The sequence below is a fragment of the Kitasatospora sp. NPDC015121 genome (assembly GCF_055562955.1).
Genome location: NZ_JBVHEH010000049.1, coordinates 1 through 23,638 on the forward strand (window position 1 = coordinate 1; position 23,638 = coordinate 23,638).

The window sequence follows — 23,638 nt, forward strand, 5'->3', positions numbered from 1 at the left end:
GGCTCCATACCTACAATCACCACCGCGGACACACCGCACTCGCAGGCAAACCACCCGCCAGCCGCGTAACCAACCTCACGGGTCAGTACAGCTAGGGGACCGCTCCGGGCATCGACCGGTCTACCTCGGCGGCCTGGGCGTGTTCGCCGCGGCCTCGTTCGCCTGCGGGCTGGCGGCCGGCTCCGGTCAGCTGATCGCCTTCCGCGCCGTGCAGGGCATCGGCGCCGCCGCGATGCTCGCCACCACCGTGGCGCTGATCAGCCGGCTGTACTCGGGTCGGGACCTGGGCACCGCGTTCGGGGTCTGGGGCGCGGTCAACGGCGCCGCCGCCGCGGCCGGGCCGATCGCCGGCGGCCTGCTGACCCAGCACCTCGACTGGCGCTGGATCTTCTTCGTGAACCTGCCGATCAGCGTCTTGGCAATCGCGATGACGTGGAAGTACATCGCCTCCTCGGGCGGCAGCGGACGACGCCTGGACTTGCCCGGCCTGGTGACCTTCGCCGCCGCCGCGGGGCTGGCCACCTACGCGCTGATCAAGGGCAACGAACTGGGCTGGACCTCCGGCCGCACCCTGGGGACCCTCGCCGGCGCGGCACTCGCCTTGCTCGCCTTCGTGGTCGTCGAATCGCGCAGCGCCTCGCCGCTGCTGGATCTGAAGCTGTTCCGGAAGGGGACGTTCACCGGGGTGATGATCGGTTCCCTGCTGCTGTGCAGCGCGGCGTTCTCCTACCTGGCGTACGAGTCGCTGTGGCTCCAGTCAGTGCTGGGCCTCGGCCCGGTCGCCGCCGGGCTGTGCTTCATCCCGCTGAGCGCGGTCGCGTTTGTCACCGCCGCGTTGTCCGGCCGGTTCCTGGAGAACCGGGTCGCACCGCAGCTGCAGATCGGCACCGGCTTGCTGCTCATCGCGGTCGGCGCCGGAGCCCAGGCCCTGATCGGCGCCGCTTCTGGCTGGGACGTCCTGGTACCGGGCCTGGCGGTCACCGGCATCGGGGTCGGCCTGGCCACCCCCACACTGGTCTCCACTGCCGTCACCGCGGTCGGCTACCAGCGGGCGGGCATGGCCAGCGGCGCGGTCAACACCGCCCAGCAACTCGGCAACGCCCTCGGCATCGCCGTGCTCGGCGTCGTCTTCCACACAGCCCTGCGCTCCTCCCTGCAGAGCTCGCCCGGGGTGCACCTCGCCGACCCGTCCACAGTCGAGGCTCTGGCCTCGGGACGCGCGAGCGAGGTCGTCGCCCAGGCGGAACCCGGCCTGCGCCTCGCGGCCGAGCAGGCTGTCCACACGGCCTTCGCCTCGGGCCTGCAGTCCGCATTGCTCGCCGCCGCTGCCATGGGCCTGGTCGGCGGGCTCTCGGTGTTCGCCCTGGTGCGCCGCCCGGCTCAGGACGCCGGCCAGGACCAGGGCTGGTCCGCCGACGGGACAGCGGACTGGACGGACACCGCCGACACGACGGACTGGACGGACACGACAGCCGCGACGAACTCGGCGGCCTGGAAGCCCTGACCGCACTGCGCGGAATCGGAAGGGGCCGACCGCAAAGGACGTCCCCTTCCGATTCTCGATCCCCGCACGGACCCGTTACGGGACAGAGCCGTTCCATGGACAGACCCCGGTGGGCAGCATGTGGTGGTGGACGTTCAGGCGAGGACGAGGGTGGCGGGTCCGCTGCGGCTGGTGAGGCCGCCGGGGCTGTCGCAGGCGGTGAGGTCGGTGTTGGCGAAGACGACGGTGATGAGCAGGTTGTCGCCGGTGAAGGTGCCGGAGGTGACGGTGCCGGTGACGTTGAGGAGCTGGGTGCCGGAGGTCCCGGGGCTGAGGGTGGTGCTGTAGGTGTAGGCGCTGAAGCTGCCGTCGTTCCAGGCGATGGCGGAGGAGCCGGAGGAGGGCTGCTCCAGGACGGCGCAGGTCAGTTCGGGGGCTGTGCCGCCGCCGGTGATGGTGCCGGCGGTGATGGCGGGGCGGGACGCGGAGAGGCAGGTCAGACTGACCGTGCCGGCGATGGTCACGCTCCGGGGGGTGTTGGTCAGCCCGGGGGAGTAGGTGGTGGTGTTGTTGCCGGTGCAGGTGGCGTCCAGGGGTGCGGCGTGGGCGGTGCCGGTGAACAGGGCCCCGGTCAGGGTCGCGGCGCCGAGGGCCGCCGCGGCGCGGCGGAACGTGCTGGTGCGCATGGGATTCTCCGATTCTCTGGGATCGCTTGCGAGCTGCGGTGCTTCGGGTTCTTGGGGCACCGCGGGCGCGCACCGGTCAGGCAGGCTCGGTCGTGGTGACGCGGCAACTGCCCACCGTTGCAGGGGATTCGTGTGCAGCGGTCCCGGCCACGTTTCCCGCTCAGCCGGTGCTTGGCAAGAGGCGGTGGTGCCGGTGGGGTGGCGATCGCCCACCACGGGAGAAGAGGTGGCACGGCATCGCGTGCGGCATCCAATACCTAGAGCGGGCGCGCCGACGGATACGGCGCGCCCACCCGGGAGACCGCTCGCTCTACGAGCCCGACAGCGCCGGCCGCCGGACCTGGCGGGGCGACACCCCCCAGAGCGCCCCGGCGCGGTCACCGGGCGAGTGCGCGGATGGCATCCGGCGGTGACCCCCTTTGAACTGCGCGGATTTCCTGGTCGACCGTCTGCCCACCTGGTCCGGGATCGAGGCCGCATGACCGCACCGGCCGGTGCTACGGGCGGTCGGTGCCCGGGCCGGGTGGTCCTCGACCGCCTGCCGCTGCGCGCTGCGGCCTGGCCGCGCTGGTCCGGTCGCGAGGGCACTCGCGCCTTCCGCCGCCCCGGGGCAGGGCGCCCGGATCCTGCGTACCGGACCGTTCTTGACACCCCATCGGTAATGAACATTTTTCGCACCGGTACGGGGTCGATTCCGCGCCGGGATTCGTCGAGGATTCTCGTAGCGCCCAAGGGCCGCCCGAATCCCCGTCCGGCTCGTTCCGCCCACGGCCGCAGTGCGCAGCATCTGCAGCCGGGTCGCCGGTGAGGCCTGCGCGGAGGTGTTGGGGATCAGGCGGGTAAGTCCGCGAGGAGCGCTGATGGCCCTCGGACGCCCTCTCATGTGGAGGGCTTCAGGTAGCCGATGAACGTGCGGGCAGTGCTCGTGTAGGTCGGGAAGCGGCGGCGCACCCCGGGGCAGGCCGCTCCGGGGGCGGGCGTCCTTCGCAGCCCCGCACCGCGGCAAGGCACACAGAGAAGAGGAGTCACATGTTCCAGTCCCCACGGTCCCGGTCCCGTTCGAGCTCCCGGTCGACCGCCGCGCTGGCGGCGGTATGTCTCTTGGCGGGCGGAGTGCTGGCGGCGACGCCGGCGCGCGCCGCCACCAGCGCGGTCGCCGACGTGACCTGCACGGCGCCCAGCAGCGAATTGACCACCTACAGCCCTGCGCTCACCAGCACCCCCCAGACCGTGACCTTCTCCTCCAGCATTCAGTACGGTCCCTGCGTCTCACCCAGCCAGCCCGGCCTGACGTCCGGCTCCCGCTCCCTGCAGGGCACCGTCCCCGACCGGAGCTGCCTGGCCCTCCTGGCCCCCGCCACCGTGACCTACACCATCACCTGGAACACCGGCCAGACCAGCACGATCGCCGGCAACCGGACCACCACCATCGTCGGCGCCGCCTTCGTGGTCACCATCACCGGCAACGTCACCTCCGGGCTCTTCGCCGGTGACAGCGTCGTCCAGACCAGCACCGGCCCCGCCACCGACATCCTCGCCTGCACCCTCGGCCTCGGCACGGTCAGCAGCATCTACTCGACCATCACGCTCGAAATCACCTCGGCCTGAACCCGGTCGCAACGCCCACCGCAGGCAGCCGCGAAGCCACCTCGGCGGGACCGGGGGCTGCCGGCCGCGGCGGGAACCGCCGAACGGCCGGGGCCGGACGAGCTGCGGGAGCTGTCCCAGCCGGTGGTGCCGCCGGGGTCACAGCCGTCGACGTCGACCGCCCCGACCACAAGACGCGTCGCACGCGGGGCAAGTCCGACCCGATCGACGCCTACGCCGCCGCCACGGCGGCCGCCTCCGGGCGGGCCACCGGCGTCCCCAAGGCCCGCGACGCCGCGGTCGAGGCCGTGCGAGTGCCGAGGGCGGGCCGCCCCAGCGCGGTCAAGGCCCGCACCCAGACGATGAACCAGTTGAGGAAGTGGTGGTAGTGCGTCCGTTCAAGACAGTGGCGCGGCGTCGGCTCTTCAAGGGAGTCCTGGCGTGTGCCGTCCTCACGGGTGCGTTGCCGGGCACCGCGCAGGCCGCGGGGCCCACCGGTCCGCTGCCGCTGACGTTCCAGATCCGCAGCGTCGAGTACGGCAAGTGCGCCTACCCGCAGAGCGATGCGCCGCACACGATCCGCATGGACCCGTGCTCGGCGACCGACCTGTCCGAGAAGTGGTTCTTCAACCCGCTCACCTCGCAGGTCACCAATGCCCGCGATGCGACGCTCGGACTGTGCATGACCGCCAAGCTGGACGGCCTCGCGCTCCACATCGTGACGATGCAGCCGTGCGACACCTCCAACCCCTCCCAGCGCTGGGAGCAGATCACCTACAGCGGCGATACGTACATGCAGGTGGTGAACGGGGCCAATAACGTCCTCACCCCGCGCCAGGCCGGAATCGACTGGGACACCCAGATGTACCTGCTCCCGCACCAGCGGCTGACCTTCCCGCTCCTGTGAGCCCCGGCCCACCGGTCGACTGCAGGGGTGCTGGAGCGGAGCGGAACGAAGAGACGCCCTGCGCCCTGCGGTGATGTGAGTTCCTCGCGCCCCTTCGGCACAATCCGCGAGGCAGCTCCGAAGTGCGGCCCGCTCGCGCCGTGACGGCGGTCCCCGCCGTGTTCGACGAGCCGAACCTGGCCGCGGAGGCGGGCCTGGTCCCGATGGTCCGCCCGGCCGAGCGGCCGGGACTGCCGATAACCCTTGCTGAGCGGGGCCGAGTTTCTCCCAGTCGGCCGGCCGGGCCCGGGCGCAGGCGGCGAGGTCCTCGTCGTGGACGACGGCGGTTCCCGGCTTCGTGCCGACGATCTCGCCGCCGTCGGTGGAGCAGCGCTGCCATGTCACCGCCCGGGCGGGGTGGATGGCGTCGAGGGTGGATTCCGGTCGGCGCCATCAGCCCCGTCGCCGGTTCCCGTATGTCGATCGCTGAAAGCCATTTGCCATCGATGCACGCAGCGGTCGACCCTACGATCTCGGGAGCAGTTGTGCTTGATACGCCCTTTCGATCCGTTCGAGCGGTCGCCGTCGCTTCGGGTCTCGTGCTCACCGGCGCCGGCGTGCTGTCGGGGGCGTCGGCCTCGACGGTCTCCGGACCCACGCTGTCGCGGCCGATCTCCTGCGCGGCGACCTCCGTGGTCACCTACTCGCCGGGACTCACCCACGCCGTCCGCCGGCAGCACGTCACCTTCACCGTCAGCTACAGGGCCTGCGGCGCGCCGGGAGACGACGGCCACCCCCTGACCGGCACCAGGACGGGTTCCGTCGACGTTCCCCTCGGCTGCCTCACCGCCCTGCCACCCGCCGTGTCCGGCAGCCTGCGCGTCAACTGGTCCGACGGCACGCACAGCGACGCCACGATCAGCTCCCAGACCACGCAGACCGCAGGGCAGACCGTCAGCACCCTCGTCGGCCCCGTCACCGCCGGGCGCAGCGCAGGCAGCCCGCTGACCGAAGTCATCGCCCAGGCGCAGTCCAACGCCCTCCTGTGCGCCACCAGCGGAGTCACCGGTCAAACCGGCGTGGGGACCCTCGTCATCGACTGACTGCCGAACCCGCCCGGGTGCTGACCGCCGCCGGGACCACGGTCGTCGAGCCGGGCTCACGCCCGGCTCCGCCACCCGGTCGAGTGCGGCGTGGCCACGCTCGAGCGCTGGAGAATCCACCGGCACGCCGGATGCAGCCCGAACTGGTTGACGTCAACAGCCAAAGCCGTCCTCATCCTCAAGCTCCGACGCCGGAAAGGTTCACTGACCCGCGGCCGGCTCGGGGGAGTGCCCCGACCCCGGCGTGCTGACCGGGTCCGGACGCGTGCGGCGCGGGGGTCGACGCGCCCGTCCGTGTCCGCCCCCGATGAGGTCCGTGCCGCGCTGCCCGGGTCGATCACGCCGCCTGGCTCGGTCATCGCCCATCACAAGATCAGCCCGGCGCGCAGGTCATCCGCGAAGGGGGCCGTGTCCGTGAGTCCGAAGGCCGCGCGCTGGAGCAGGAGTCCGTGCAGCAGGCCCATCACCACGCGGGCTCCGCGGTCCGGGTCCGCGGCGGCGGGCACCGCGCCCGCGGCACGCCCGCGGCGCAGTGCGTCGGCGATACTGGCGCGGACCTCCTCGAAGCCCTCCGCGGCCGGGCCGCGCACCTCGTCGTTGCGCAGCACCTCCGACCACGCCTGCACGACGCAGCGCAGCAACTCGTCGACTGCGACCGTGCGCCCCGTCGCGTCCCGCACCGTCTCACCGCTGATCGTGTCGAGCGCGGCTGCCACCAGTTCCGCGACCGTCGAGACGTCTGTGCTGTCGGCCAGCCGCTTGACCGGTTCGAAGATCAGCCGGAACGCGTCGCCCGCGAGAGCGAGGACGATCTCCTCCTTGCTCGTGAAGTAGCGGTAGGGCGCGCCGGCCGAGACGGCCGCCTCCGCAGCGATGTCCGACATCGAGGTCTGATGGAACCCGTCGCGGGAGAAGCAGCGGCGGGCCGCCGCGACGATCTCGGCGCGCTTGGCCTCGCGACGCTCGGCTGTGAGACGCGGCATGGGGGTTCCTTTCACCGTGAATGGACATTCACCTTGACGGCTCGGCCGCTCCGGGACCACCATAAAAGTGAACGGTCATTTACGGAAGCGGGCTCCCCGCGATCCACCCGAGGAGAAGGCCGCTGATGAGCACGCAGCTGGGCATCGCTGCATACGCCTACGAGCACACTCAGGCGCTGTTCGACGGCCGGGTCACGGTCAACGGGGTCGACGCGGTGTTCGAGACGGCCCCCCTCGTGTCGGAGATCTTCCGTCGCACCATCGAGGGGCACTACGACGTAGCCGAGCTCGGTCTCACCTACTTCCTGCGCACCTTCGACCTCGACGACGCGCCGTTCCTGGCGCTGCCGATCCTGCCCAACCGCAACTTCCGTCACTCGGCGATCTTCGTGAACACCGCCAGCGGGATCGAGAGGCCGCAGGACCTCGCCGGCAGGACCGTCGGCGAGTTCGCCCTCTACGGCCACGACGCCGGAGTCTGGCCAAAGGGCATCCTCGCCGACGAGTACGGCGTGACCCCCGACCAGTGCCGCTGGGTCATCGGCGGCACCAACCACCCCCTACCCGCCTTCGACTGGGTCCCGCAGCCCGTCCCCGACGGCGTCGACGTGCGCCGCGCGAAGGACGGCCGGACCCTTGGTGCCATGCTCGAATCCGGCGAGATCGACGCACTGATCTCCGTGGACGTGCCGCAGGGGGTCCTGAACGGCTCCCCGAGGGTCGCCCGCCTCTTCCCCGACTACGAGACCGTCGAACGCGACTACTACCGCCGCACCGGGATCTTCCCCCCGATGCACATCGTCGCCATCCGCAGGGAACTCGCACGGCACCAGGGCCTCGCACGCGCCGTCTACGATGCCTTCAGCCGAGCCAAGGAGCTCGCCGAGCGGAGCCATCTGGACGGGGCCGCGAAGCAGCACATGGGCGTCATCACGCCTTGGTTCAGCGCGCTGTTCGAGAAGAACCGCCGACTGCTCGGCGACGACTGGTGGCCCTACGGGGTGGCCGCGAACCGCAAGGCCATCGACACCTTCCTGCGCTACCACCACGAGCAGGGCCTGTCGAAGCACCGGCTCACGTGCGAGGACATCTTCGTGCCGGAACTCCTCGACACCTGAGCCGAGCGGCAACGGCGCCGGGTCCGCCGACCCCGGAAGGCGGGACCGCTCGTCGTCACCGGCCACCACCCCGCTCGCCGCCCGGGCGCGCGAGGCGGCCCGGAACATCTGCGACGGGAGCCGCCGACCCGGCCTGACCGGCCAGGCGCCGGAGCTGCGCCGCGCCCGGACGTCATGGCCTGCCCCTCCCCGTACCTGCCGGCCGACGAGCCGACCGGCCCCGCCCTTTGAACTCGTAACACGATCTTGGAGGCAGCGGTGGAGCAAGGCGAAGGCCCGCCCGGTGACGCAGCCAGGGTGTGAAGACCGCGGATGCCCGCCCAGGGTCTCCGACTGCCCATGGGCGTCAGTGGGCCGTGTTCTACAGTGGCCGCCGTGTCCGAGAATCCGTGGTTCCGCCCTCCCCGCTACTACCACTGGTACAGGTTCGGCCCTGGCGAGCTCGCCTTCCTGTCCGAACTTCGCAAGTGCACCGCCACCTGGACCATCCCGGAGACCCACAGCGAGGTGCTGCGCAACGAGGACGAAGCCGCCCTGGTGGCCGTCGCCCACGTGAATGACCCGGAGAGGGGGACCGGGCTGGCCACCTTCGAGGTGCACATGGCCGGCCCCACGGTCCGCGGCGACCTGATCAGCGGTCACTCCTATTCGAGACCGTCCTGCAGAAACCCGTCGTACGACACGAGTGGGACCACGACGGCCAGGTCTACGCGCGGCTGTACGTGTTCGCCGACACCGGGCAGGAGCTGGTCGGGATGTACGACGAGGACCTCGCGCCGCGCGAGGTGACGGCCGCCCTGCTCACCTACAACTACGAGGTCGACCGTTCCTGGGTCGACGTGGGCGAGCTGGGCCGATTCGTCGGCCCCGCCCGCACCGTACAGGTCTGGGGCCGCCCACTCGCGTGACGGCAGCACCCGCGAGACCCGCGTCTCCACACGGCAAGATCCATCTTCCTACGGGCCAGGCGAGAGATGGGGACCCGGCACGCACTGCCGACGACCTTCGCGTCCCTGACAATGGGCGCGACACGATCACGGTGCCGACTTGTTGAGACGTCGCCGGCAGATGAGTGCGCAGGCGAGTGAGACGAAGGCGTTGGGGAGGTGGAGGCGTCGTTCCCAGCGGATGGCGAGGCGTTTGAACTGGTGGAGTTGGGCGAAGGTCTGCTCGACGACGTAGCGGAGCCTGCCGAGGTCGATGATGTCGGACTCGCCACGGCGGGAGATGACAGGCAGGATCCGGCGCTTGCGCAGTTCGCGGCGGTTGGGGTTGCTGTCGTAGCCCTTGTCGCCGAGCAGGGCGTCGGGGCGGTGGCGGGGGTGGCCGACGCGGCCGGCGACCGGCGGGATGCCGTCGACCAGGTCGAGGGTCCGGGTGACGTCGTTGACGTTGGCGGCGGTGGTGATCACGTGGAACGGGATGCCGCCGCCGTCGCCGACCAGGTGGTGCTTGCTGCCGGTCTTGCGGCGGTCGACCGGCGACGGGCCGGTGGCCTCGCCCCTTTTTTTCGCGCGTACGTGGGAGGCGTCCACGCACGCGCGCGTCCAGTCGATCAGTCCGGCCGCGTTCAACTCGGCCAGGAGCATGTGGTGCAGGGCCTCGAACACCCCAGCCCGTTGCCAGCGGCCGAGTTTGCGCCAGCAGGTCTGCCCTGAGCCGAAGCCCAGCTCGGGCGGCGACTGCTGCCAGGTGATACCGGTGTACAGCACGAACAGAATGCTCTGCAGGCAACGCCGGTCGTCCACGGGGCGCGGGCCCGGCGACCGCTCCGGCCAGGCCGGCAGCAGCGGTTCGATCCTGGCCCACAGCTTGTCGTCCACGACCCACGGCTTCTTGCTCACACCATCACGAACGGACGAATCGTCACATCGGTCACGCTCCACCAGCAACGATCACCAAGATCGTGTTACGAGTTCTGAGGGGGTCGGCCGGACCGTGCGGGTGTGGCGGGGTGCCGGTACGGTGGCCGTGGACTTTCGCGCCGCTGGTCGCCCGTGTGCATGCCCGGGGGCGGTCGGGGGTACGCGAGTCGCATGAATCTCAAGGTGATCACCAGCCCCAAGCGCAGGACGGCGAGTTCTCTGGAGCGTGTCGAGCGGGCCATCGCCGAGCATGCCCGTACCCGCCGTGAGCTGGATGCGGCCCTTGCCGAGGCCGTGGCCGACGGGGTGGGCGAGGAGCGGCTGCGCGAGCTGGGCCAGTGCGAGCCCGGCCATGGGCGTCACGCCTCCAGTGAGGCGGACCTGCCGCTTGCCCGGGCGATCTGACTGAGGTGCCGGGGCCGGGACAGGGGTGGGAGGACACGTCGGCCGTCCCCGGCCAGGCCGGGCCGGGCCGCCAGACTGTGATCATGACCGTCCGCCGTTCCCTCTCCATGCCCGCCTTCTCCGAGCCCGTCACCGGCACCCCCGCGCTGACCGGTGGGCGTCGGCTGCTGCCGATCGGGCAGGGCGCCGACTGCCGCGAGGCGCCCCCGGGAGCGCCCCGGCCCCCGCATCGTCGAGGACTTCCGCGGCCGCCACCACGCCCCGGTGTCGTCATCTTCGAGCCCGGGCACCGACCCCGAACAGGGCCGCTGACCTACACCCCGTCGCCCGCCGCCCGGCCGACGAGCTCGCAGATCCGGGGAAGATCGGTTGTGAGGTCGCCCAGGACGGTGCTGGGCGCGGAGGCGGTGGTGCCGATCGCGAACAGCGTGACGTTCCCGGCCCGCGTGCCGGACGGGTCCCCGTCCACGAAGACCGCTTCCTCCTCGACGTCGCCGACGACACCGTCTTGGTCCACGACACTCCAAGACGCCTCCCACATCGCCGACCGGGCCCACATCCAGCAACTCTGACCGGCCCTGCGGTCCACACCGCGACCCCCAGTGAGTCCCCGGCCCACGAAGCCCACCGGTCCAGTTCCACACCACCGCACTGCGACGTCGTCGCCGGGTGCGACGGCCGGCATAAGCGGTGGACTGCCACACAGCGGCAATGCTTGTGACACGTTGCGATGCTGCCCCTTGCGTGGAGCGCGGAACCGGCGGAGCGTAGCAGTCGGCCGAGTTCGGAAACGGGGAGGGACGACGAGGTGTTGGCCGATGTCGCGTCCGTGGCGACGCTGGTGACCGTGGTCATAGCGGTACTGAGTTTGCGGCAGATCCAGCGGCAGCGGATCCGGGCCTTCGAGGACCTCTACGTGGCCCGCTACTGGAAGCTGATGGACGACCTCTCGCTCGCTGTGCTGCGCATCCAGCCGGAAGCCGGCCCCGTACCGCTGAGTGAGGAGGACGAGCGGGTACTGAGGGGTTATCTCATCCTCTGCGAGGACGAGTTGGAACTGCGCGCAGCAGGGTGGATCAGCGACCGCACCTGGCGGATCTGGTCGGAAGCGATGCAGTTCCAGCTCGCCTGGCCACCGGTCCGCCAGGTATGGGAGGAGATCGGGCAGGGGAGGGGCAGCGGCAGGCCGTTCCGCCGGCTGCACCGCTTCCAGCAGGGGCACCACGACCCAGTGGAACTACGCGGCCCCGGGCGGACCCTGCGCGGACTGCGCACCACATTCGAAGGCTGAGCACCGGGCCGGGCCCGCCAGGCCCGACGGTCAGCACGGCCGCCTGCACCCCCCCGCCTGCGACCACTCCTGCACCGTCTCGGACCAGCCCCGTGCTGCGCCCCGAGAAGGACGGCGAGCAGGGCCGCGTACTGCGATCACGCCCTGGACGTCGTCACCACCGCGGGCCTGCTGGCGCGCGGGGGACCGGGCACCTGGAGGCGTTCACCACCGAGGTCGAGCACGCCGTGCCCGGGGCCGCGCGCTGTTCACCGACCTGGTGCTGTGCGACCCTGGCGCCGGCGTCTCGCTGCTTCTGGTCGAGGTGGACCGCGACAACGAGAGTGCCGACACCCTCGCCGACTGCCGGGCCTGGTGCGAGCTGCCTGCGGCCGGTGGCGCGCCCGCTACCCGCCACCGGCCGCAAGGGCCTGCCCCATCGCCCTGGTCCTGGTGCCCTGTCTGTGCCCACTGCGCCGCGAAGTTCACCGACGAAGTGGTGGGCGGATAAGGAACGGACGGTCTGGGGACGACGGGCTGTGCGAGTCCTGCCGTCAGGCCGACGCCGAACAGCGCGAGCGCTGCGAAGCCGAGCGGTGGCGCGCCGTCGAAGCCGCTGCGGGATCGAGGTGACGGTGGGCGGCCTGTAGGGCTGGCGTGAGCAGGGAGCGCCCGCTGTCCCTTGCGCGCCCCCATACGGGCAGCCTGTTTCCTCCCATCTGCCTCCGGAGTCACACACGCCTCCTGGCGCCGCAGAGGGGTTTGCCAGGTCATCGAGCGGAGCGCACTCTCACAAGGCATGGCGGTTCTTGCCGTCCCCTTCGCGCAGTGGAGTTCGCATGTCGTCTCACAAGTGGCGGAAGAGTAGGGCCTCGAAGACCGGCACAGCCGGTGTGCGCACCGGTGCGGCGCTGCTCGGACGCCGGCTCGGGAGCGCAATGGCGGCCGTGTGCCTCCTGACGGTCGCGCTGCTGACCGCCGTGCCGGCGCAGGCCTCCGCCGACGGGCTGCTGGACATGACTTGCACTCCGCCGAGCAGTACGGTCAGCACCTACACCCCGGCGCTGACGAACACCCCGCGGGTCTCGCAGTCCACGGTCTCCCGGCAGTACGGGCCCTGTGTCTCGCTGTCGCACCCTGAGATCACCTCCGGCACCTCCTACAGCGTCAACGCGCCCCGGGAGCGTTCGTGCCTGGACCTCCTGGGGTCCGGAAGCACCACGATCACCATCACCTGGAACACCGGTCAGACCAGTACCCTCAGCGCCAACTTCACCACCACGGTGGCGGGTGCCGTGGTAGAGGCGGTGGGCAGTGGAACCGTGACCTCTGGACTCTTCCAGGGGGACACCGTGGTGATGGACATGACCGGCCCTGCGACCGACATCCTCTTGTGCACGGCTGGACTGGGCACCGTCTCAAGCGTGTACAGCACAGTGACCCTGGAACTCACCTCAGTGTGAGATCACCGGTTGCCCGTTCGCGGTCCCCGGCGCACTGCGGCCTGTTCGCAAAGCGGGTTGGTTGTCGGTCTGTTCGTGGTGCGTCGTCATGAGGTGACCGATGAGTCGTGGGCGGTGGTCGAGCCGTCGCTGGTGCTGGCACAGTTAGGTGGTCCAGTGGGAGGCCGGCGCCGGTTGGCCGACGGGGTGTTGTGGGAGCTGTCCTCCGGGGCCGAGTGGCGGGAGCTTCCCGTCGCGGTACGGCTGCCGTCCCCGGCCCGGCCGTCGTTGCCCGGCTACAGCTCGCTCCACCCGTACGGCCGCCGCTCCTGCCCGGCGAGCGGGTGCCAGATCGGTGCGGACGGTCCGCGCTGCAGGAGGTCTTCGAGGCGGGCGGCGCCGGCCGGGACGGCGGCGAGCACGTCGGTGAGGACGGGTTGCTCCTCGGCTGCCAGGTGCAGGTCCGTCACCGCGGTGCGGGCCTCGGTCGTGGTGGTGCGGACCAGGACGACCAGCAGCCGCGGGAAGACCCTCCAGCGGCGTTCCCGGGCCTGCCCGGTACCGCCCCGGGCCTGGCCTGTTCCCACCGGCGGGCGCAGGCCGCGAGCTGCCCGGTGATGGGCTCGGTGCCGGTGTCGGGGCGGTGGAGTTCGACGAACGCGCGCAGCCGCAGCCGCAGCCGGGCCTGGCCGAGGTTGGCGGTGTAGGCGAGTTCGGCGGCGGGCCGGTATGTCGGAACGCCGCGGCCGACGCGGTGCTCTGGCGCCGGGATGAGTCCGAGCGGCCCGCAGCCCTCGTTCCGCGCGCGGGTGTCGGGCACACCCGCGCCCGGCTCACCGGCATCGTCGACCTGCAGGCCCGCGTAGACTGACGGCCCCTCAGCCGATCGGCCGGGCGCGCCCCGCGGCCACGTTCACACCGCAGCGGACCAGCATCGATCCCGATGAGCGGACACGGTGAGCGGCCGGAATTCCGGTTGCCCGCCGTCCGTTTCGCCGCGTACTTTTCGGGCCATCGGCACGTAGCTCGATCAGTGAGAGCACCAGGCTCGGAGTCTGGGGGTGCGGGGGCAGGACCCGCCGTGTCGGCCATGGACAGCAACGCTGAGCAGCAGCATTCGACGACGACCGCCTCCACCGACTACGCGCACGGGCAGCTGGCCCGGGCGTTCGCCACGGCGCTCTCCCACGCGGATCCGGCAACCCGTTCCCGTGCCGACGCACGGGCGGGCCGCTGGCGCGCGGTGCTGGCGGGGATGCTGGACGGCAGCCTGCGGATCGGCTCCCGGACGCCGGTGGCCGGCCTGCCCGCCTGGGTGACGCCGGAGGTGGAGCGCGGCGGGTTCGCGACCGGACGGGCCTGCGCCGAGGGGCCGTTGCAGCCCTACGAGGTGGTGGCCTGCCGGGCGGCGGGGATTCCGGAGGGCCGGGCCGAGCTGTTCGCGCACTCGCTCACCGAGGCCGGGCTGACTGGGCTGTGGGCGCTGCTGGACAGCGGGCGCTACCGGGTGACGGTGCCCGAGGAGGCGGCGCTGCTGACCGTGGCGTGGCTGGTGCGGGCAGGCGAGCAGTCGGCGGCTCTCGAACTGGTCGCGGTGCTGGCGCCCTTCGCGGCGCGGCTGCGCTTCACGCCCCTGCCGGTTGGCAGCACCGGTGCTTCGCTCGACGCGGTCCACCGGCGGTCCGTCGGCGACGCTGTCGCCGCCCTGGCCTCCCGGAAGCCGAACCGGTCGGTGGAGACCCAGCGCGAGGCGCTGACGGTGTGGCTGCCGTTCTCCGACGAGTTGCTGGCGCACTGGCTGGAGGCGACGCAGGATGGCCAGCCGCTCGACACGGACCCGGGCCCCGAGTGGCGGCGGTACGGCGCCGAACTGCTGCGTCGGTACCGGACGCTGGCCGCCGCGCACCCGCTGTGCGGCAAGCACCGCAGGCGCGGGGCCAACCTCGCCGTGCTGCGCTCCGCGCTGGAGGCCGCGGTCGCCGGCGAACCGCTCGATCCCCGGCTGCGTGGACTGCTGCGGGCCGCGGTGGACGGCATGGTGCGCAAGCGCGGACTGCCCGGGTCCGAGACCCACTCCGCGCTGCGGACGGCCCAGGCCGAGCAGGCTGCGCTGCCCTCCCACCACGCGATCGCGCAGGTGCTGCTGGGCCGTCTCGCGGTGCTCGGCCAGGACGACGGCCTGATTGATCCGGACGCCGTGCTGATGCCGGTCACCACCGCCGAGGCCACCGAGTCCGGTGTCCCGGCCGCCTCGACGGTCCCGGCGACGCTGTTCAAGCCGGTGCTGGCGGCGACCAGCGCGCCCGTCGAGACGCTCATCGAGCGCGGGCTGGTGCCGTCCGCCGAGGTGCTGGCGGAGCTGGCTCCGCAGCTGGCCGCGGCGGCGGAGGCCGGGGCGCACGCCGATCCGGCGCTGCGCGGCTTGGTGTCTGCCGGTCACCGCGCGTTCGCTGGGCGGCGGTCGCTGCTGCTGCTCGACTACGCCAACCAGGTCCGGGCGGAGGAGCTGCCCTGGGTCCGGGCGATCAGCGCGTACCGGAGCGTCGACCCGACCGCCCGGCAGAGCGGCTTGGCCGCGCTGCGCCGGCTCGGCGAGCTGGCCGTGGGCACCTTCCCCGGGACGATCCTGCCGAACCCGCTGGTCAGCGAGCTGGCCGGGTTGGCGCGGCGGGCCGATTCCGCGCTGCCGTTCACCGAGGAGCTGGCGGCGGACATCTTCATGGGCGGCTTCACTGCGAAGTTCGCGGCGGCAGCCGGGATCGCCGCGGGCCTGCTCGAGGGGACGCTGTACGAGCGGTACTTCGGCATCGACTACGCCGGGGTGTGGGCGCTCGCCGAGCGTGCCGAGGAGGACAGGGAGCAGTCGGTGGTCGCCCGGGAATTCTCGGAGCTGTGCCGCCGTCGTGCTGGCAGCCCCGCACTCCGCGGGTCGGTGGCCGCCAACGGGACGGTGATCGAGCAGGCGCAGGTCCTTACCACGCACAACCTGGCCGTCCTCGCCGGGCCGGTCGGCGTCGTGCCAGCGGGCGGCTGGCCGGCGGCGGCGCTCGGTGCGTTCACCACGGCGGGGCGGCTGGTGGCGCTGGCCGGGCAGCTGCCGCGGCCGCTGCCGGCGGTGAAGAACGCCGCGTTCGCCTGGCGGCAGATGGTCTTTCACCTGTCGCTCTGCCCGCCCCAGGAGCAGGCGGCCGTCCTCGCCGAGATCGAGCGCGACCATCCGCCGCGGCTCGCCCCGGCGGTGGCCGGCCTGCAGCTCGCGGCCGCTGGCGGCGAGGTCGAGCCGGACGGCGCCGACGGTCGGCGTTTCCTCGGTTGGACGGTGGGCCCGCACTGGCTGCTACGGCGGTGACGCCCCAGCGGACCGGACGGGTCAGCGCCAGTCGATGCCGAGGGCGGCGCCGTGTTCGACGACGGCGTTCTTGCAGCCCATGTCCATCCAGGCCTTGCGCCCGGCGGTGTGCTCGGTGCCGGTGCCGGGTTCGCGGAAAACCTGTTGAGGGGTGGGCCAGCGGTCGGCAGGCTTGGGCGGTGATCCGTATGCTGACCCCCAGCGATCTGAGCTGGGATGAAGTGGACCCTTCCCGATACCCCTTCGACGCTGCGGCGGTGCACCAGGTGGTGCGCTCTCTAGGGCCGGCCTCGCATGTCCCCCACCGTGTCGATCCTTCCTCGGCCGACCGGGCGATGGTTGGCCAGAGGCTCGATGAGGGCCGCGCGTGGGCCGACGCGATGTCCCACGCCCTGGTCGAGCACTACGGCCGCTGGAGCGTGGGCTGGCGTTGGGCGCACGACGAAGGCGATGTCGGCGGCGGGCCGGTGGGGAGCTGGTGCTGTCCCAGGGACTCGATCACCACGCCGCAAGAGACGCTGGCCCGGGTCGCCTCCGCGCTGTCCGAGTGGCGTGCGTGGCTGGGAGCCTCGCCGGACGCTTCGACGCGTACCCGCTGGACCTCTCCTCGGTCGGAGAGCAGCGGATCCTGTGGGAGCGCGCCGCACACCACCTGATCCTGCAGGTGACCGACCGCACGGGCTGTGGCAGCGGTTGGCACGGGCACTGCCGGCAGGTACTCACCTGGTTCCTCACGCGCTGGGGAGTCGAACCCTCGGTCGCACGGACCATGGTGGAGCAGGCGATCGGTGGACGGTTCAAGAGCTGGACCGGCCCTGACGTGCTGCTGGTCGAGGAGGTCGCGGAGCGGCTCTCGTTGTCGCTGCGGCCGGATCACGGCGTGTGGTCCGACCCCCCTCCCGCGCGGGACCACCTGCAGAGCTGGCTCACAGTACGCGCGACCGCCCCCTGGCAGAAGTGCCCCGCCGGCGACAGCGAGCCGGTGACCGCAGCACGGGGTGGCGCGGCTGACGACATCCGGACCTTCGACCACGCCCTGGACCCCGCCCGTGCCCAAGGCATGCTCGCCGCACTCGACCTGGCGCGGACCGACGCGGCCCGCAGCGCCGTACTCGACTTCGAACTCCTCCGCGGATGGCAGCAGCACGTCCTGGGCACCAACCAGCCGCCACCCTTCCGCAGCAGGCCAGCGTTCGCGAAGGAAGGCCGGGAGCGCTGCGGCATCGACCCGGGCACCCGCGCCCGGATGGACTCCTGCCTAACCGAAAGCTCCCCCGGCCTCGACGATCCACTGCCCATCACCGCCCGCGCCGCCCGCGCCTACCTCGACGTCTGCTTCTTCCATCCCTTCGATGACGGCAACGCTCGCGCCGCCTTCCTCGCAGCCGTCTTCGCCCTGGCCCGCGAAGGCATCACGCTCTACAGCGTTCCACTGCTGCGGCGCGTCTCCTGCCAGGCCGACGACCCGCGAGATGGCCCGACTCTCGCCCACTTCATCAACATGCTCATGGAAGAGACGCGCTGTAACTCGGTTCCTCCCCAGCAAGGGCGGTAGGACGGGCGGCAAGATCCATACCGGGCTGGTCAAGGTCGGATGGCAATCGGTCATGGTCATCTGTCAAAGGTCACCCCGCTCGGCGGCAGTCCCGCCCTGCGGGGCCAACCAATTCAGCAGCGCCCGGCCCCGCCGACCGCCACCACCCCGGCCTGGCGGCCGGGAGCCGGGCCAGCGGCCCTCCAGGCCTCGCCCCGGCCCGCGCAGCACCCCCTCCCTCACCCCTCTGGCGGTACGGACACCCGGGTGCTGCTGCCGGCCGCGAACCACCGCGTACGGAAGTAGTCGGCATCAGCCGGCCCCGGTTGTCCCGCCCTCCCATCAGCGCAGACACCGCCCGCCGCCCACTATCCAGGAGCAACCTCCGAAGCAACCCGATGGCCAACCTCCGGAGCAACTCCCGGAGCAACCTCCCCGACCCGGGGCCGGCGGCCTGTGCACGATAGTTGGCCAACTGTGCAGGCTAGTTGGCCAGACGCTGTGGCTCAGCAGGCTAACTGCCGTGTCAGCACGGAATCCGTCGTCTGCGGCCGGACTAGGCTCACCTCCATGTCCGACCCAACCCCTGATCCTCGCCTGCAGTCCTTGATCAACCAGCTCCGGCCGGGGGTTGTGAGAACAGTGAAGGTCACCGGGTTCGACGGAGCGGACGTTCTGGTGCAGCTCGTAGACGCCGAAGGTGGGGCGATCGAGGTCGGCCGGATTCCTCAGCAGGAAGCGTCGGTGCGTCGGATCGAGCATCCATCCGAGCTGTTTGAGGTCGGCCAGGAGATCGAGGCCGAAGAGATCGGGCGTTGGCGCGAGGGGCAGCTTCACCTCTCCGCTAGGGCGTGCGAGATTCCGGCCTTGCGGTCTTTCCTCCTCGCGCTCGAACGCGGGCAGGTTGTCACTGGGACGGTCTCCGAGGTCCACAACTTCGGGGTCTTCGTTCACGTCGACGGCGAACCGGACGGCCTGTGCACCGGCTTCATCCGGGTGCCGGACCTGACGTGGGGCTGGATCAACCACCCCTCCGAGGCGGTCGAAGTCGGCCAGCGGATCACCGCTGAGGTGATCATTGCCGAGACGCGCTCCGGCCAGGTCACGCTCTCCTTGAAGGCTCTGCAAGAAGATCCACTCATCCGGTTCGCTGATCAGGCCGGTCGAATCCTCACCGGGCCGATTACCAAGATCGTTCCCTTTGGTGTGTTCGTGCAGCTTGCCCCAGACGTTGTCGGGTTCCTGCATCTCTCTGAGCTGACTGACGAGCCAGCCGATACTCCGGATGGGCTTGTCGATGAGGGCCAGCTGATCACGGTGAAGGTCGCCGAGGTCGATCTCCAACATCACCGGGTGCGGCTGGGCGCCGCTGGCGGAGCGGACAGAAGCTAGCGGATGGGCGTACTGGTGACCGGTTCGACAGATACCTCGCCGAATCGGCGACAGTTGTCGTGCTGACCCGCCCGGAGAACTGCACGTCGAGCAGTACGGTTAGTGACAAGTAACGCGCCGAGTCACGGACGCTCAGACGCGAGTGAGGCCGGGAACCCGTTCGAGACGCTGGGTTGTGGTGGCTGTGTCGGGGGCCCGGCGGGCGGGTCTGAGAAGGACGGCCTCCTGCTGCACACCGTCCTCGCCCTGCCCGTCGACGTCATCGCGGGCCTCACCGGCGCCGAAGCCGCCACCGTCCACGTCCACCTGCGCGCCTGCGCCTGCGCCCCAGGCAGGTCCCCCGTCCACCCGCGAGCGCGCCACACCCCGTTGGGGTGAGGTCGGTCCGGCGGCCACAACCCGTGCCCGCCGCGGGGGCTGAGCCGGGTATCGCCACCCGTCCCAACCCCCGTGTGGAGCCCGCCCGTGCGCATCCGTCCCGTCCTCGCCGCCGTCCTGTCCGCCGCCGGCGCGGCCGCGCTGCTCGCCGTTCCGGCCGACGCCGCCCCCGCCCCCGGCGCAGCCTTGGCTGTTCCGGCGGTGGTCGGGTACCAGCCGTGCGGTGGGTGAGCGGGTCGCCACGACGTTGTACGGGGTGATCGACGCGCTGCCGGTGATGGGGGAGGACCGCACCGGCTGTGTCCGTACGGCGTTTCGGCACTGGATCGACGCGGACGGGAACGGCTGCTCGACCCGGGCGGAGGTGCTGGTCGCGGAGGCGGCGAGCGCGCCGTTCGTGGGCGCGAAGTGTTCCCTGTCGGGCGGTGTGTGGGTGAGCCGCTACGACGATGTGGTGCTGCAGGACGCCAAGGCCCTGGATGTGGACCACGTGGTGCCGCTCGCCGAGGCCTGGGACTCCGGCGCCTCGGAACGGTCGGCGGAGCAGCGGCAGGCCTACGCCAGCGTCCTGGACGAGCCCAGGGCGCTGATCGCGGTGTCCGTGAAGTCGAACCGGTCGAAGGCGGACAAGGACGTCGCGGAGTGGCTGCCGCCGGCCGAGGACTACCGCTGCACCTACCTGGCCGACTGGATGGTGGTGAAGACCCGCTGGGGCCTCGCGGTGGACCAGGTCGAGGCGGACGCGCTGCACCGGCTCGCCGCGGGCTGCCCGAACGAGCCGCTGACCGTCACCCTCGCCCGCTGAGCAGGCACTGCCTGGGCGGGGGAGCTGTGCCGAGGCGTCCTGGCCACGTCGGTCCTGGGGGCGGCTGAGCTTCGGCGGGCCCGCGTAGCCTGCGCCCGGTCGTCCGGGGCTGGGGCATGGTGGGCGGCGGTACCTGGTGTCTGTCGGTGCCAGCGGCCCTTACCGCCGGCACGGTGTCGCCGGGGGCTGCCATACGCGGCCCAGTCCGTCTCCGGGAGGGGGAGCGGGCCGGGGGCGCGGCCCGGGGGCGTCCGTTGGCCGGGTTGCTGCTGCCGGATCGGGCGCAGTGGTGCGGGCTGCGAGGGGTGCCGGGCTGGCCGGGGTCGTTTCGGGTGTCCGAGGTGCCGGGCGGCTGGTCTACTGCCCCATATAGGCGGCCTGCAGACGGCGGGTGGTGAGGGTGTCGTGGTGGTCGGGGCCTAGGATGCGGGTGCGGTCGTTGCCCAGGGCGGCGAGAAGGCGGACGGCTTCGTTGTGCTGGCCGGCTTCGCCGAGGTTGTAGGCGTGTTCGTGGCGGGTGGTGAGGGTGTCGGGGTGGTCCGGGCCTAGGACGCGGGTGCGGTCGCGGACCAGGTCAGCGAACAGTCGGGCGGTGTCGGCGTGCTGTCCGTCCCGGCCGAGGTTGGAGAGCTGCCGGTGGCGGGTGGTGAGGGTGTCGGGGTGGTCGGGGCCCAAGATGCGGGTGCGGTCCTCCATCAGGTGGGTGAACAGCCGGGCAGCCTCCCTTCGCCATCCGACTTCGCCGAGGTGGTGGGCATGCAGGCTGCGGGTGTTGAGGGTATCGGGGTGGTCGGGGCCCTGGACGCGGATGCGGTCCTTCAAGAGGTGGGTGAACAGCCGGGCAGCCTCCTTCCGCCATCCGGCTTCGCCGAGGTGGTGGGCGTGTGAGTGGCGGGTGTTCAGGGTGTCGGGGTGGTCGGGGCCCAAGATGCGGGTGCGGTCCTTCATGAGGTCGGCGAGGAGATGGGCGGCTTCGTGGTGTTGGCCGGCCGCGCCGAGGTTGTAGGCGTGTGCGTAGCGGGTGGAGAGGGTGTCGAGGTGGTCGGGGCCCAGGACGTGGGTGAGGTGGCTGGCCAGGATGGCGAGGAGGCGCGCGGCTTCGTTGTGCTGGCCCGCTTGGCCGAGGTTGTGGGCGTGGTTGTGGCGGGTGGTGAGGGTGTCGGGGTCGTGGGGGCCCAGGACGCGGGTGCGGTCGAAGATCAGGTCGGCGAAGAGCTGGGCGGCTTCGTTGTGTCGGCCAGCCGCGCCGAGGCTGTAGGCGTGTTCGTGGCGGACGGCGAGGGTGTCGGGGTGGGTGGTGCCCAGAGCGCGGGTGGTGTCGTCCATGAGCTTGGCGAACAGCTGGACGGCTTCGGCGTGTCGGCCGGCTTCCGAGAGGTCGATGGCATGACGGTGGCGGTCGGTGAGGTTCTTGACTTCCCGCATGGGGCGGGTGTCGGCCGCCGTGGTGGGCATTCCAGCGCTGTCGGCCCGCTCGGACACCGCGGTGCCGGTCGGGGGGTTGTCCGGGTTGTCCGGGACAACTGCGGGCAGTGCCGGGGTGGTGCGCCGGGCGGGGTCGGCGGCCGGGTCTTCGCCGGTGTGGTGGAGTTCGTCGGTGATGCGCTGCAGGGTGTGGCCGTCGGCGTCGTTGACGGCGCTGGCGCGGGCCAGGGCGTGGTCGATGTCGTCGGCGACCGGGTCGGCCGCCGACTGGCCGCCGGTAGTGCCGTCGGCGGGCCCGTGCGGCGTGCCTGCGGCGTCGTGTGTCCCGCTCTCGGCTTGTGCGGCGCGTAGGCGGTCGAGTTCGTCGGTGAGGTCGTCGACGCGTTGTTGGACGCGGGCGGCGAGGTCTTCGGCCTGGCGCTGCTTGGCGCGGGCGCGGGTGAGTTCGTCTCGGGCGCGCTGTTCCTGGTCGAGGGCGCGGGCGAGGCGGCGGCGGGTGTCGTCGAGGACCCGCGGGTCGGTGGCGTGCTGCTGGAGGGTGTCCTGTTCGGCGGTGAGTTCGCGGACCCGCTCGGTGAGGGTGTTGATCATGCCGAGCAGGACCATGACGAGCTGGGTGGAGTTCTGGGCGGCCTGCTGGAGGTCGGCGCGCTGTTCGAGGGCGCGGGTGAGGCGGTCGTAGGTCTCCACCTGTTGGCGGCGTGCCTGTTCGAGCTCGGCCGCGAGCTTGGCGGAGAGGCCCTCCTCGGGCCCGTGCTGCGTGGGCTTGGGGTTGAGGGCGGCATGCAGGAGGCGTTCGGCCTCGGCCAGGCGCACCGCGCGCTGGCGTGGTTCGGGCACGGTCGCCTTCACCAGCGCGGCCACGAACCGCTGTTCGGGGATCCGGCCGGCGAGGTACAGCCCCACCTGGGTCTTGGAGTAGCTGATGCGCTGGGCGACGGCGGTCATCGTCAGCCCGCTCGCGTCGATCCGCTCCCGCAGGAACACCGCGAGTGCCTCGGCCTCGCGGCTCTCGGTGCGCAGCGGCCCCCAGGGCCGTCCTCCCCTGCCCCGCCCGGTCATACCCGCCCACTTCCGTTCCTCGGCGGTGTCGTCGTCCCGGACCGTCCCGGGACAACCCGCCGTAGTCCGGAACCTACCTGTGGTGACGCTCTTTTGGCTTCGGGACTACCGGAACGTGACCCACGCTCCTTCCATGCCCGGTCGGCGGCCGCCGGTCACGGGCACCGGACAGGGCCCGCCTGCCGCGGTCCCGGACCCTCCTGGAGGAAGAGCATGCCCACCCCGCCCACCGGCTCCGGGCCGCTGGTGAGCGCGCACGCCGCGCTCGTGTTCGTCGCCGCCGCGGTCGTCGGCATCGTCGTCGGCGCGCTGACGTTCTTCGGCGGCGGCCCCGTCGCCGCCGCGGTGCTGGCGGGTCTGACGGCCTTCGGCGCGGCCACCGTCGCTCTGCACAAGCTGATCGCCTGACGCTCTCGGTGGAGCAGCCCGTGTGGAGGGGAGGGGACGGATCTCGTCCCCTCCCCTCCACACGGGCCTCGTTCTGTGCCGCCTCGCGCGGAAGGGGACATCGTCGTGCCGGGTGTGTCGGGCTGGGCGTTTCGCTGGGTTGAGGGGGGCCGGGCCCGGGAGGGGACACCGATCCCCTCGCGGTGGGCGCGGTGGGCGGGGCGGCCGGGTGGGGTTGTTCGGGTGTCCTCAGCCCGCCCGGTGGTCCAGGAGCCAGGTGGTGATGGCGCGGGTGAGGCCGGCGGTGGCGCCTTTGATGGTCGGCATCGTGGTGGGCGTCATCGGCGCCGCGCTCGGCGTGTTCGGGTTGCGCCGCCGCCCGTCCGCCTGACGCACGGCAGGCCGGCCGGGGCGCTGCGCCCCGGCCGGACCCGCGGCCCGGCGGAGGACCGTGCGGGTGCACCGCCGATACTGGGCG

General features: G+C 71.8%; 23 protein-coding genes, 1 tRNA gene and 2 pseudogenes. 19 read left to right on the forward strand and 7 right to left on the reverse strand.

The window, feature by feature from the left end:
* The first annotated feature begins 139 nt into the window (after positions 1-139).
* Positions 140-1,504, forward strand: a complete 1,365-nt coding sequence (locus ACZ3J7_RS38165; protein WP_465627930.1) for an MFS transporter — start codon at positions 140-142, stop codon at positions 1,502-1,504.
* 134 nt (positions 1,505-1,638) lie between these two features.
* On the opposite strand, the gene ACZ3J7_RS38170 is transcribed toward ACZ3J7_RS38165, so the two are convergent.
* Together ACZ3J7_RS38170 and ACZ3J7_RS38175 are read right to left on the reverse strand one after the other, a co-directional pair.
* The gene (locus tag ACZ3J7_RS38170) at positions 1,639-2,169 is read right to left on the reverse strand and encodes a hypothetical protein (protein ID WP_465627932.1); all 531 of its coding nucleotides are present in this window, start codon (positions 2,167-2,169) and stop codon (positions 1,639-1,641) included.
* A 1,025-nt stretch (positions 2,170-3,194) separates the two neighbouring features.
* Entirely contained in the window at positions 3,195-3,365 is a 171-nt protein-coding gene (locus ACZ3J7_RS38175) for a hypothetical protein (RefSeq protein ID WP_465627934.1), read from the reverse strand.
* On the opposite strand from ACZ3J7_RS38175, the gene ACZ3J7_RS38180 reads away from it, so the two are divergent.
* The 4 genes and pseudogenes from ACZ3J7_RS38180 (at position 3,358) to ACZ3J7_RS38195 (ending at position 5,745) form a co-directional block, all read left to right on the forward strand.
* Positions 3,358-3,777 carry a hypothetical protein gene (locus tag ACZ3J7_RS38180; protein ID WP_465627936.1) on the forward strand — a complete coding sequence of 140 codons (420 nt, stop codon included), beginning with the start codon at positions 3,358-3,360 and terminating at the stop codon, positions 3,775-3,777. The two genes, ACZ3J7_RS38175 and ACZ3J7_RS38180, sit on opposite strands and share 8 nt — an antisense overlap.
* 131 nt (positions 3,778-3,908) lie before the next feature.
* Positions 3,909-4,133, forward strand: a pseudogene (locus ACZ3J7_RS38185) (IS110 family transposase); the annotation flags it as partial.
* 11 nt (positions 4,134-4,144) lie between these two features.
* Entirely contained in the window at positions 4,145-4,663 is a 519-nt protein-coding gene (locus ACZ3J7_RS38190) for a ricin-type beta-trefoil lectin domain protein (RefSeq protein WP_465627938.1), read from the forward strand.
* A 578-nt stretch (positions 4,664-5,241) separates the two neighbouring features.
* A complete protein-coding gene (locus ACZ3J7_RS38195) occupies positions 5,242-5,745 on the forward strand; it encodes a hypothetical protein (RefSeq protein WP_465627940.1) in 504 nt (167 codons plus the stop codon).
* A 365-nt stretch (positions 5,746-6,110) separates the two neighbouring features.
* Here ACZ3J7_RS38195 and ACZ3J7_RS38200 read toward each other — a convergent pair whose 3' ends face one another.
* Positions 6,111-6,728 carry a TetR/AcrR family transcriptional regulator gene (locus ACZ3J7_RS38200; protein WP_465627942.1) on the reverse strand — a complete coding sequence of 206 codons (618 nt, stop codon included), beginning with the start codon at positions 6,726-6,728 and terminating at the stop codon, positions 6,111-6,113.
* Positions 6,729-6,853: 125 nt separating this feature from the next.
* Here ACZ3J7_RS38200 and ACZ3J7_RS38205 point away from each other — a divergent pair, with 125 nt between their 5' ends.
* Together ACZ3J7_RS38205 and ACZ3J7_RS38210 are read left to right on the forward strand one after the other, a co-directional pair.
* The gene (locus ACZ3J7_RS38205; RefSeq protein WP_465627944.1) at positions 6,854-7,846 is read left to right on the forward strand and encodes a PhnD/SsuA/transferrin family substrate-binding protein; all 993 of its coding nucleotides are present in this window, start codon (positions 6,854-6,856) and stop codon (positions 7,844-7,846) included.
* 722 nt (positions 7,847-8,568) lie between these two features.
* The gene (locus tag ACZ3J7_RS38210) at positions 8,569-8,754 is read left to right on the forward strand and encodes a hypothetical protein (protein ID WP_465627946.1); all 186 of its coding nucleotides are present in this window, start codon (positions 8,569-8,571) and stop codon (positions 8,752-8,754) included.
* A 126-nt stretch (positions 8,755-8,880) separates the two neighbouring features.
* On the opposite strand, the gene ACZ3J7_RS38215 is transcribed toward ACZ3J7_RS38210, so the two are convergent.
* Positions 8,881-9,690, reverse strand: coding sequence for an IS5 family transposase (locus tag ACZ3J7_RS38215; RefSeq protein ID WP_465627947.1), 810 nt, complete (start codon positions 9,688-9,690; stop codon positions 8,881-8,883).
* A gap of 192 nt (positions 9,691-9,882) precedes the next feature.
* On the opposite strand from ACZ3J7_RS38215, the gene ACZ3J7_RS38220 reads away from it, so the two are divergent.
* Positions 9,883-10,116 (forward strand): hypothetical protein, encoded by a 234-nt coding sequence (locus ACZ3J7_RS38220; RefSeq protein ID WP_465627949.1) that lies wholly within the window; start codon positions 9,883-9,885, stop codon positions 10,114-10,116.
* A 313-nt stretch (positions 10,117-10,429) separates the two neighbouring features.
* Here ACZ3J7_RS38220 and ACZ3J7_RS38225 read toward each other — a convergent pair whose 3' ends face one another.
* Positions 10,430-10,633, reverse strand: a complete 204-nt coding sequence (locus tag ACZ3J7_RS38225; protein ID WP_465627951.1) for a hypothetical protein — start codon at positions 10,631-10,633, stop codon at positions 10,430-10,432.
* A 312-nt stretch (positions 10,634-10,945) separates the two neighbouring features.
* Here ACZ3J7_RS38225 and ACZ3J7_RS38230 point away from each other — a divergent pair, with 312 nt between their 5' ends.
* The 3 genes and pseudogenes from ACZ3J7_RS38230 to ACZ3J7_RS38240 all read left to right on the forward strand — a co-directional run.
* Entirely contained in the window at positions 10,946-11,407 is a 462-nt protein-coding gene (locus tag ACZ3J7_RS38230; protein WP_465627953.1) for a hypothetical protein, read from the forward strand.
* Positions 11,408-12,225: 818 nt separating this feature from the next.
* Positions 12,226-12,849 carry a hypothetical protein gene (locus tag ACZ3J7_RS38235; RefSeq protein ID WP_465627955.1) on the forward strand — a complete coding sequence of 208 codons (624 nt, stop codon included), beginning with the start codon at positions 12,226-12,228 and terminating at the stop codon, positions 12,847-12,849.
* Between the two features lie 57 nt (positions 12,850-12,906).
* Positions 12,907-13,080, forward strand: a pseudogene (locus ACZ3J7_RS38240) (transposase); the annotation flags it as partial.
* A 44-nt stretch (positions 13,081-13,124) separates the two neighbouring features.
* Here the strand turns inward: ACZ3J7_RS38240 and ACZ3J7_RS38245 are convergent.
* Positions 13,125-13,415, reverse strand: a complete 291-nt coding sequence (locus ACZ3J7_RS38245; protein ID WP_465627999.1) for a hypothetical protein — start codon at positions 13,413-13,415, stop codon at positions 13,125-13,127.
* A gap of 56 nt (positions 13,416-13,471) precedes the next feature.
* Here ACZ3J7_RS38245 and ACZ3J7_RS38250 point away from each other — a divergent pair, with 56 nt between their 5' ends.
* From ACZ3J7_RS38250 to ACZ3J7_RS38280, 7 genes are all read left to right on the forward strand, one after another.
* A complete protein-coding gene (locus ACZ3J7_RS38250; protein WP_465627957.1) occupies positions 13,472-13,699 on the forward strand; it encodes a hypothetical protein in 228 nt (75 codons plus the stop codon).
* Positions 13,700-13,843: 144 nt separating this feature from the next.
* A tRNA-Pro gene (locus tag ACZ3J7_RS38255) sits at positions 13,844-13,919 on the forward strand.
* Positions 13,919-16,177: a hypothetical protein gene (locus ACZ3J7_RS38260; RefSeq protein WP_465627959.1), complete on the forward strand. Its 2,259-nt coding sequence runs from the start codon at positions 13,919-13,921 to the stop codon at positions 16,175-16,177. The genes ACZ3J7_RS38255 and ACZ3J7_RS38260 overlap by 1 nt, the downstream gene beginning before the upstream one ends.
* 556 nt (positions 16,178-16,733) lie before the next feature.
* Complete coding sequence (locus ACZ3J7_RS38265; RefSeq protein ID WP_465627960.1) at positions 16,734-17,732, forward strand: Fic family protein; 999 nt, start codon at positions 16,734-16,736, stop codon at positions 17,730-17,732.
* Positions 17,733-18,281: 549 nt separating this feature from the next.
* Positions 18,282-19,103: a S1 RNA-binding domain-containing protein gene (locus ACZ3J7_RS38270; protein WP_465627962.1), complete on the forward strand. Its 822-nt coding sequence runs from the start codon at positions 18,282-18,284 to the stop codon at positions 19,101-19,103.
* 465 nt (positions 19,104-19,568) lie between these two features.
* A complete protein-coding gene (locus ACZ3J7_RS38275) occupies positions 19,569-19,712 on the forward strand; it encodes a hypothetical protein (protein WP_465627964.1) in 144 nt (47 codons plus the stop codon).
* On the forward strand, positions 19,705-20,286 hold the full coding sequence (locus ACZ3J7_RS38280; RefSeq protein WP_465627966.1) for an HNH endonuclease family protein: 582 nt from the start codon (positions 19,705-19,707) through the stop codon (positions 20,284-20,286). Before ACZ3J7_RS38275 ends, ACZ3J7_RS38280 begins: the two co-directional genes overlap by 8 nt.
* Positions 20,287-20,643: 357 nt before the next feature.
* Here ACZ3J7_RS38280 and ACZ3J7_RS38285 read toward each other — a convergent pair whose 3' ends face one another.
* Positions 20,644-22,773: a tetratricopeptide repeat protein gene (locus ACZ3J7_RS38285; protein WP_465627968.1), complete on the reverse strand. Its 2,130-nt coding sequence runs from the start codon at positions 22,771-22,773 to the stop codon at positions 20,644-20,646.
* Between the two features lie 213 nt (positions 22,774-22,986).
* Between ACZ3J7_RS38285 and ACZ3J7_RS38290 the strand changes: the two genes are divergently transcribed.
* On the forward strand, positions 22,987-23,181 hold the full coding sequence (locus ACZ3J7_RS38290) for a hypothetical protein (protein ID WP_465627970.1): 195 nt from the start codon (positions 22,987-22,989) through the stop codon (positions 23,179-23,181).
* The last annotated feature ends 457 nt before the right edge of the window (positions 23,182-23,638 follow it).

Coding starts and splice junctions, on each gene's coding strand:
- ACZ3J7_RS38170 (WP_465627932.1), bottom strand. CDS start 2,169: ATGCGCACCAGCACGTTCCGCCGCGCCGCGGCGGCCCTCGGCGCCGCG.
- ACZ3J7_RS38200 (WP_465627942.1), bottom strand. CDS start 6,728: ATGCCGCGTCTCACAGCCGAGCGTCGCGAGGCCAAGCGCGCCGAGATC.
- ACZ3J7_RS38205 (WP_465627944.1), top strand. CDS start 6,854: ATGAGCACGCAGCTGGGCATCGCTGCATACGCCTACGAGCACACTCAG.
- ACZ3J7_RS38220 (WP_465627949.1), top strand. CDS start 9,883: ATGAATCTCAAGGTGATCACCAGCCCCAAGCGCAGGACGGCGAGTTCT.
- ACZ3J7_RS38235 (WP_465627955.1), top strand. CDS start 12,226: ATGTCGTCTCACAAGTGGCGGAAGAGTAGGGCCTCGAAGACCGGCACA.
- ACZ3J7_RS38260 (WP_465627959.1), top strand. CDS start 13,919: ATGGACAGCAACGCTGAGCAGCAGCATTCGACGACGACCGCCTCCACC.
- ACZ3J7_RS38270 (WP_465627962.1), top strand. CDS start 18,282: ATGTCCGACCCAACCCCTGATCCTCGCCTGCAGTCCTTGATCAACCAG.
- ACZ3J7_RS38285 (WP_465627968.1), bottom strand. CDS start 22,773: ATGACCGGGCGGGGCAGGGGAGGACGGCCCTGGGGGCCGCTGCGCACC.
- ACZ3J7_RS38290 (WP_465627970.1), top strand. CDS start 22,987: ATGCCCACCCCGCCCACCGGCTCCGGGCCGCTGGTGAGCGCGCACGCC.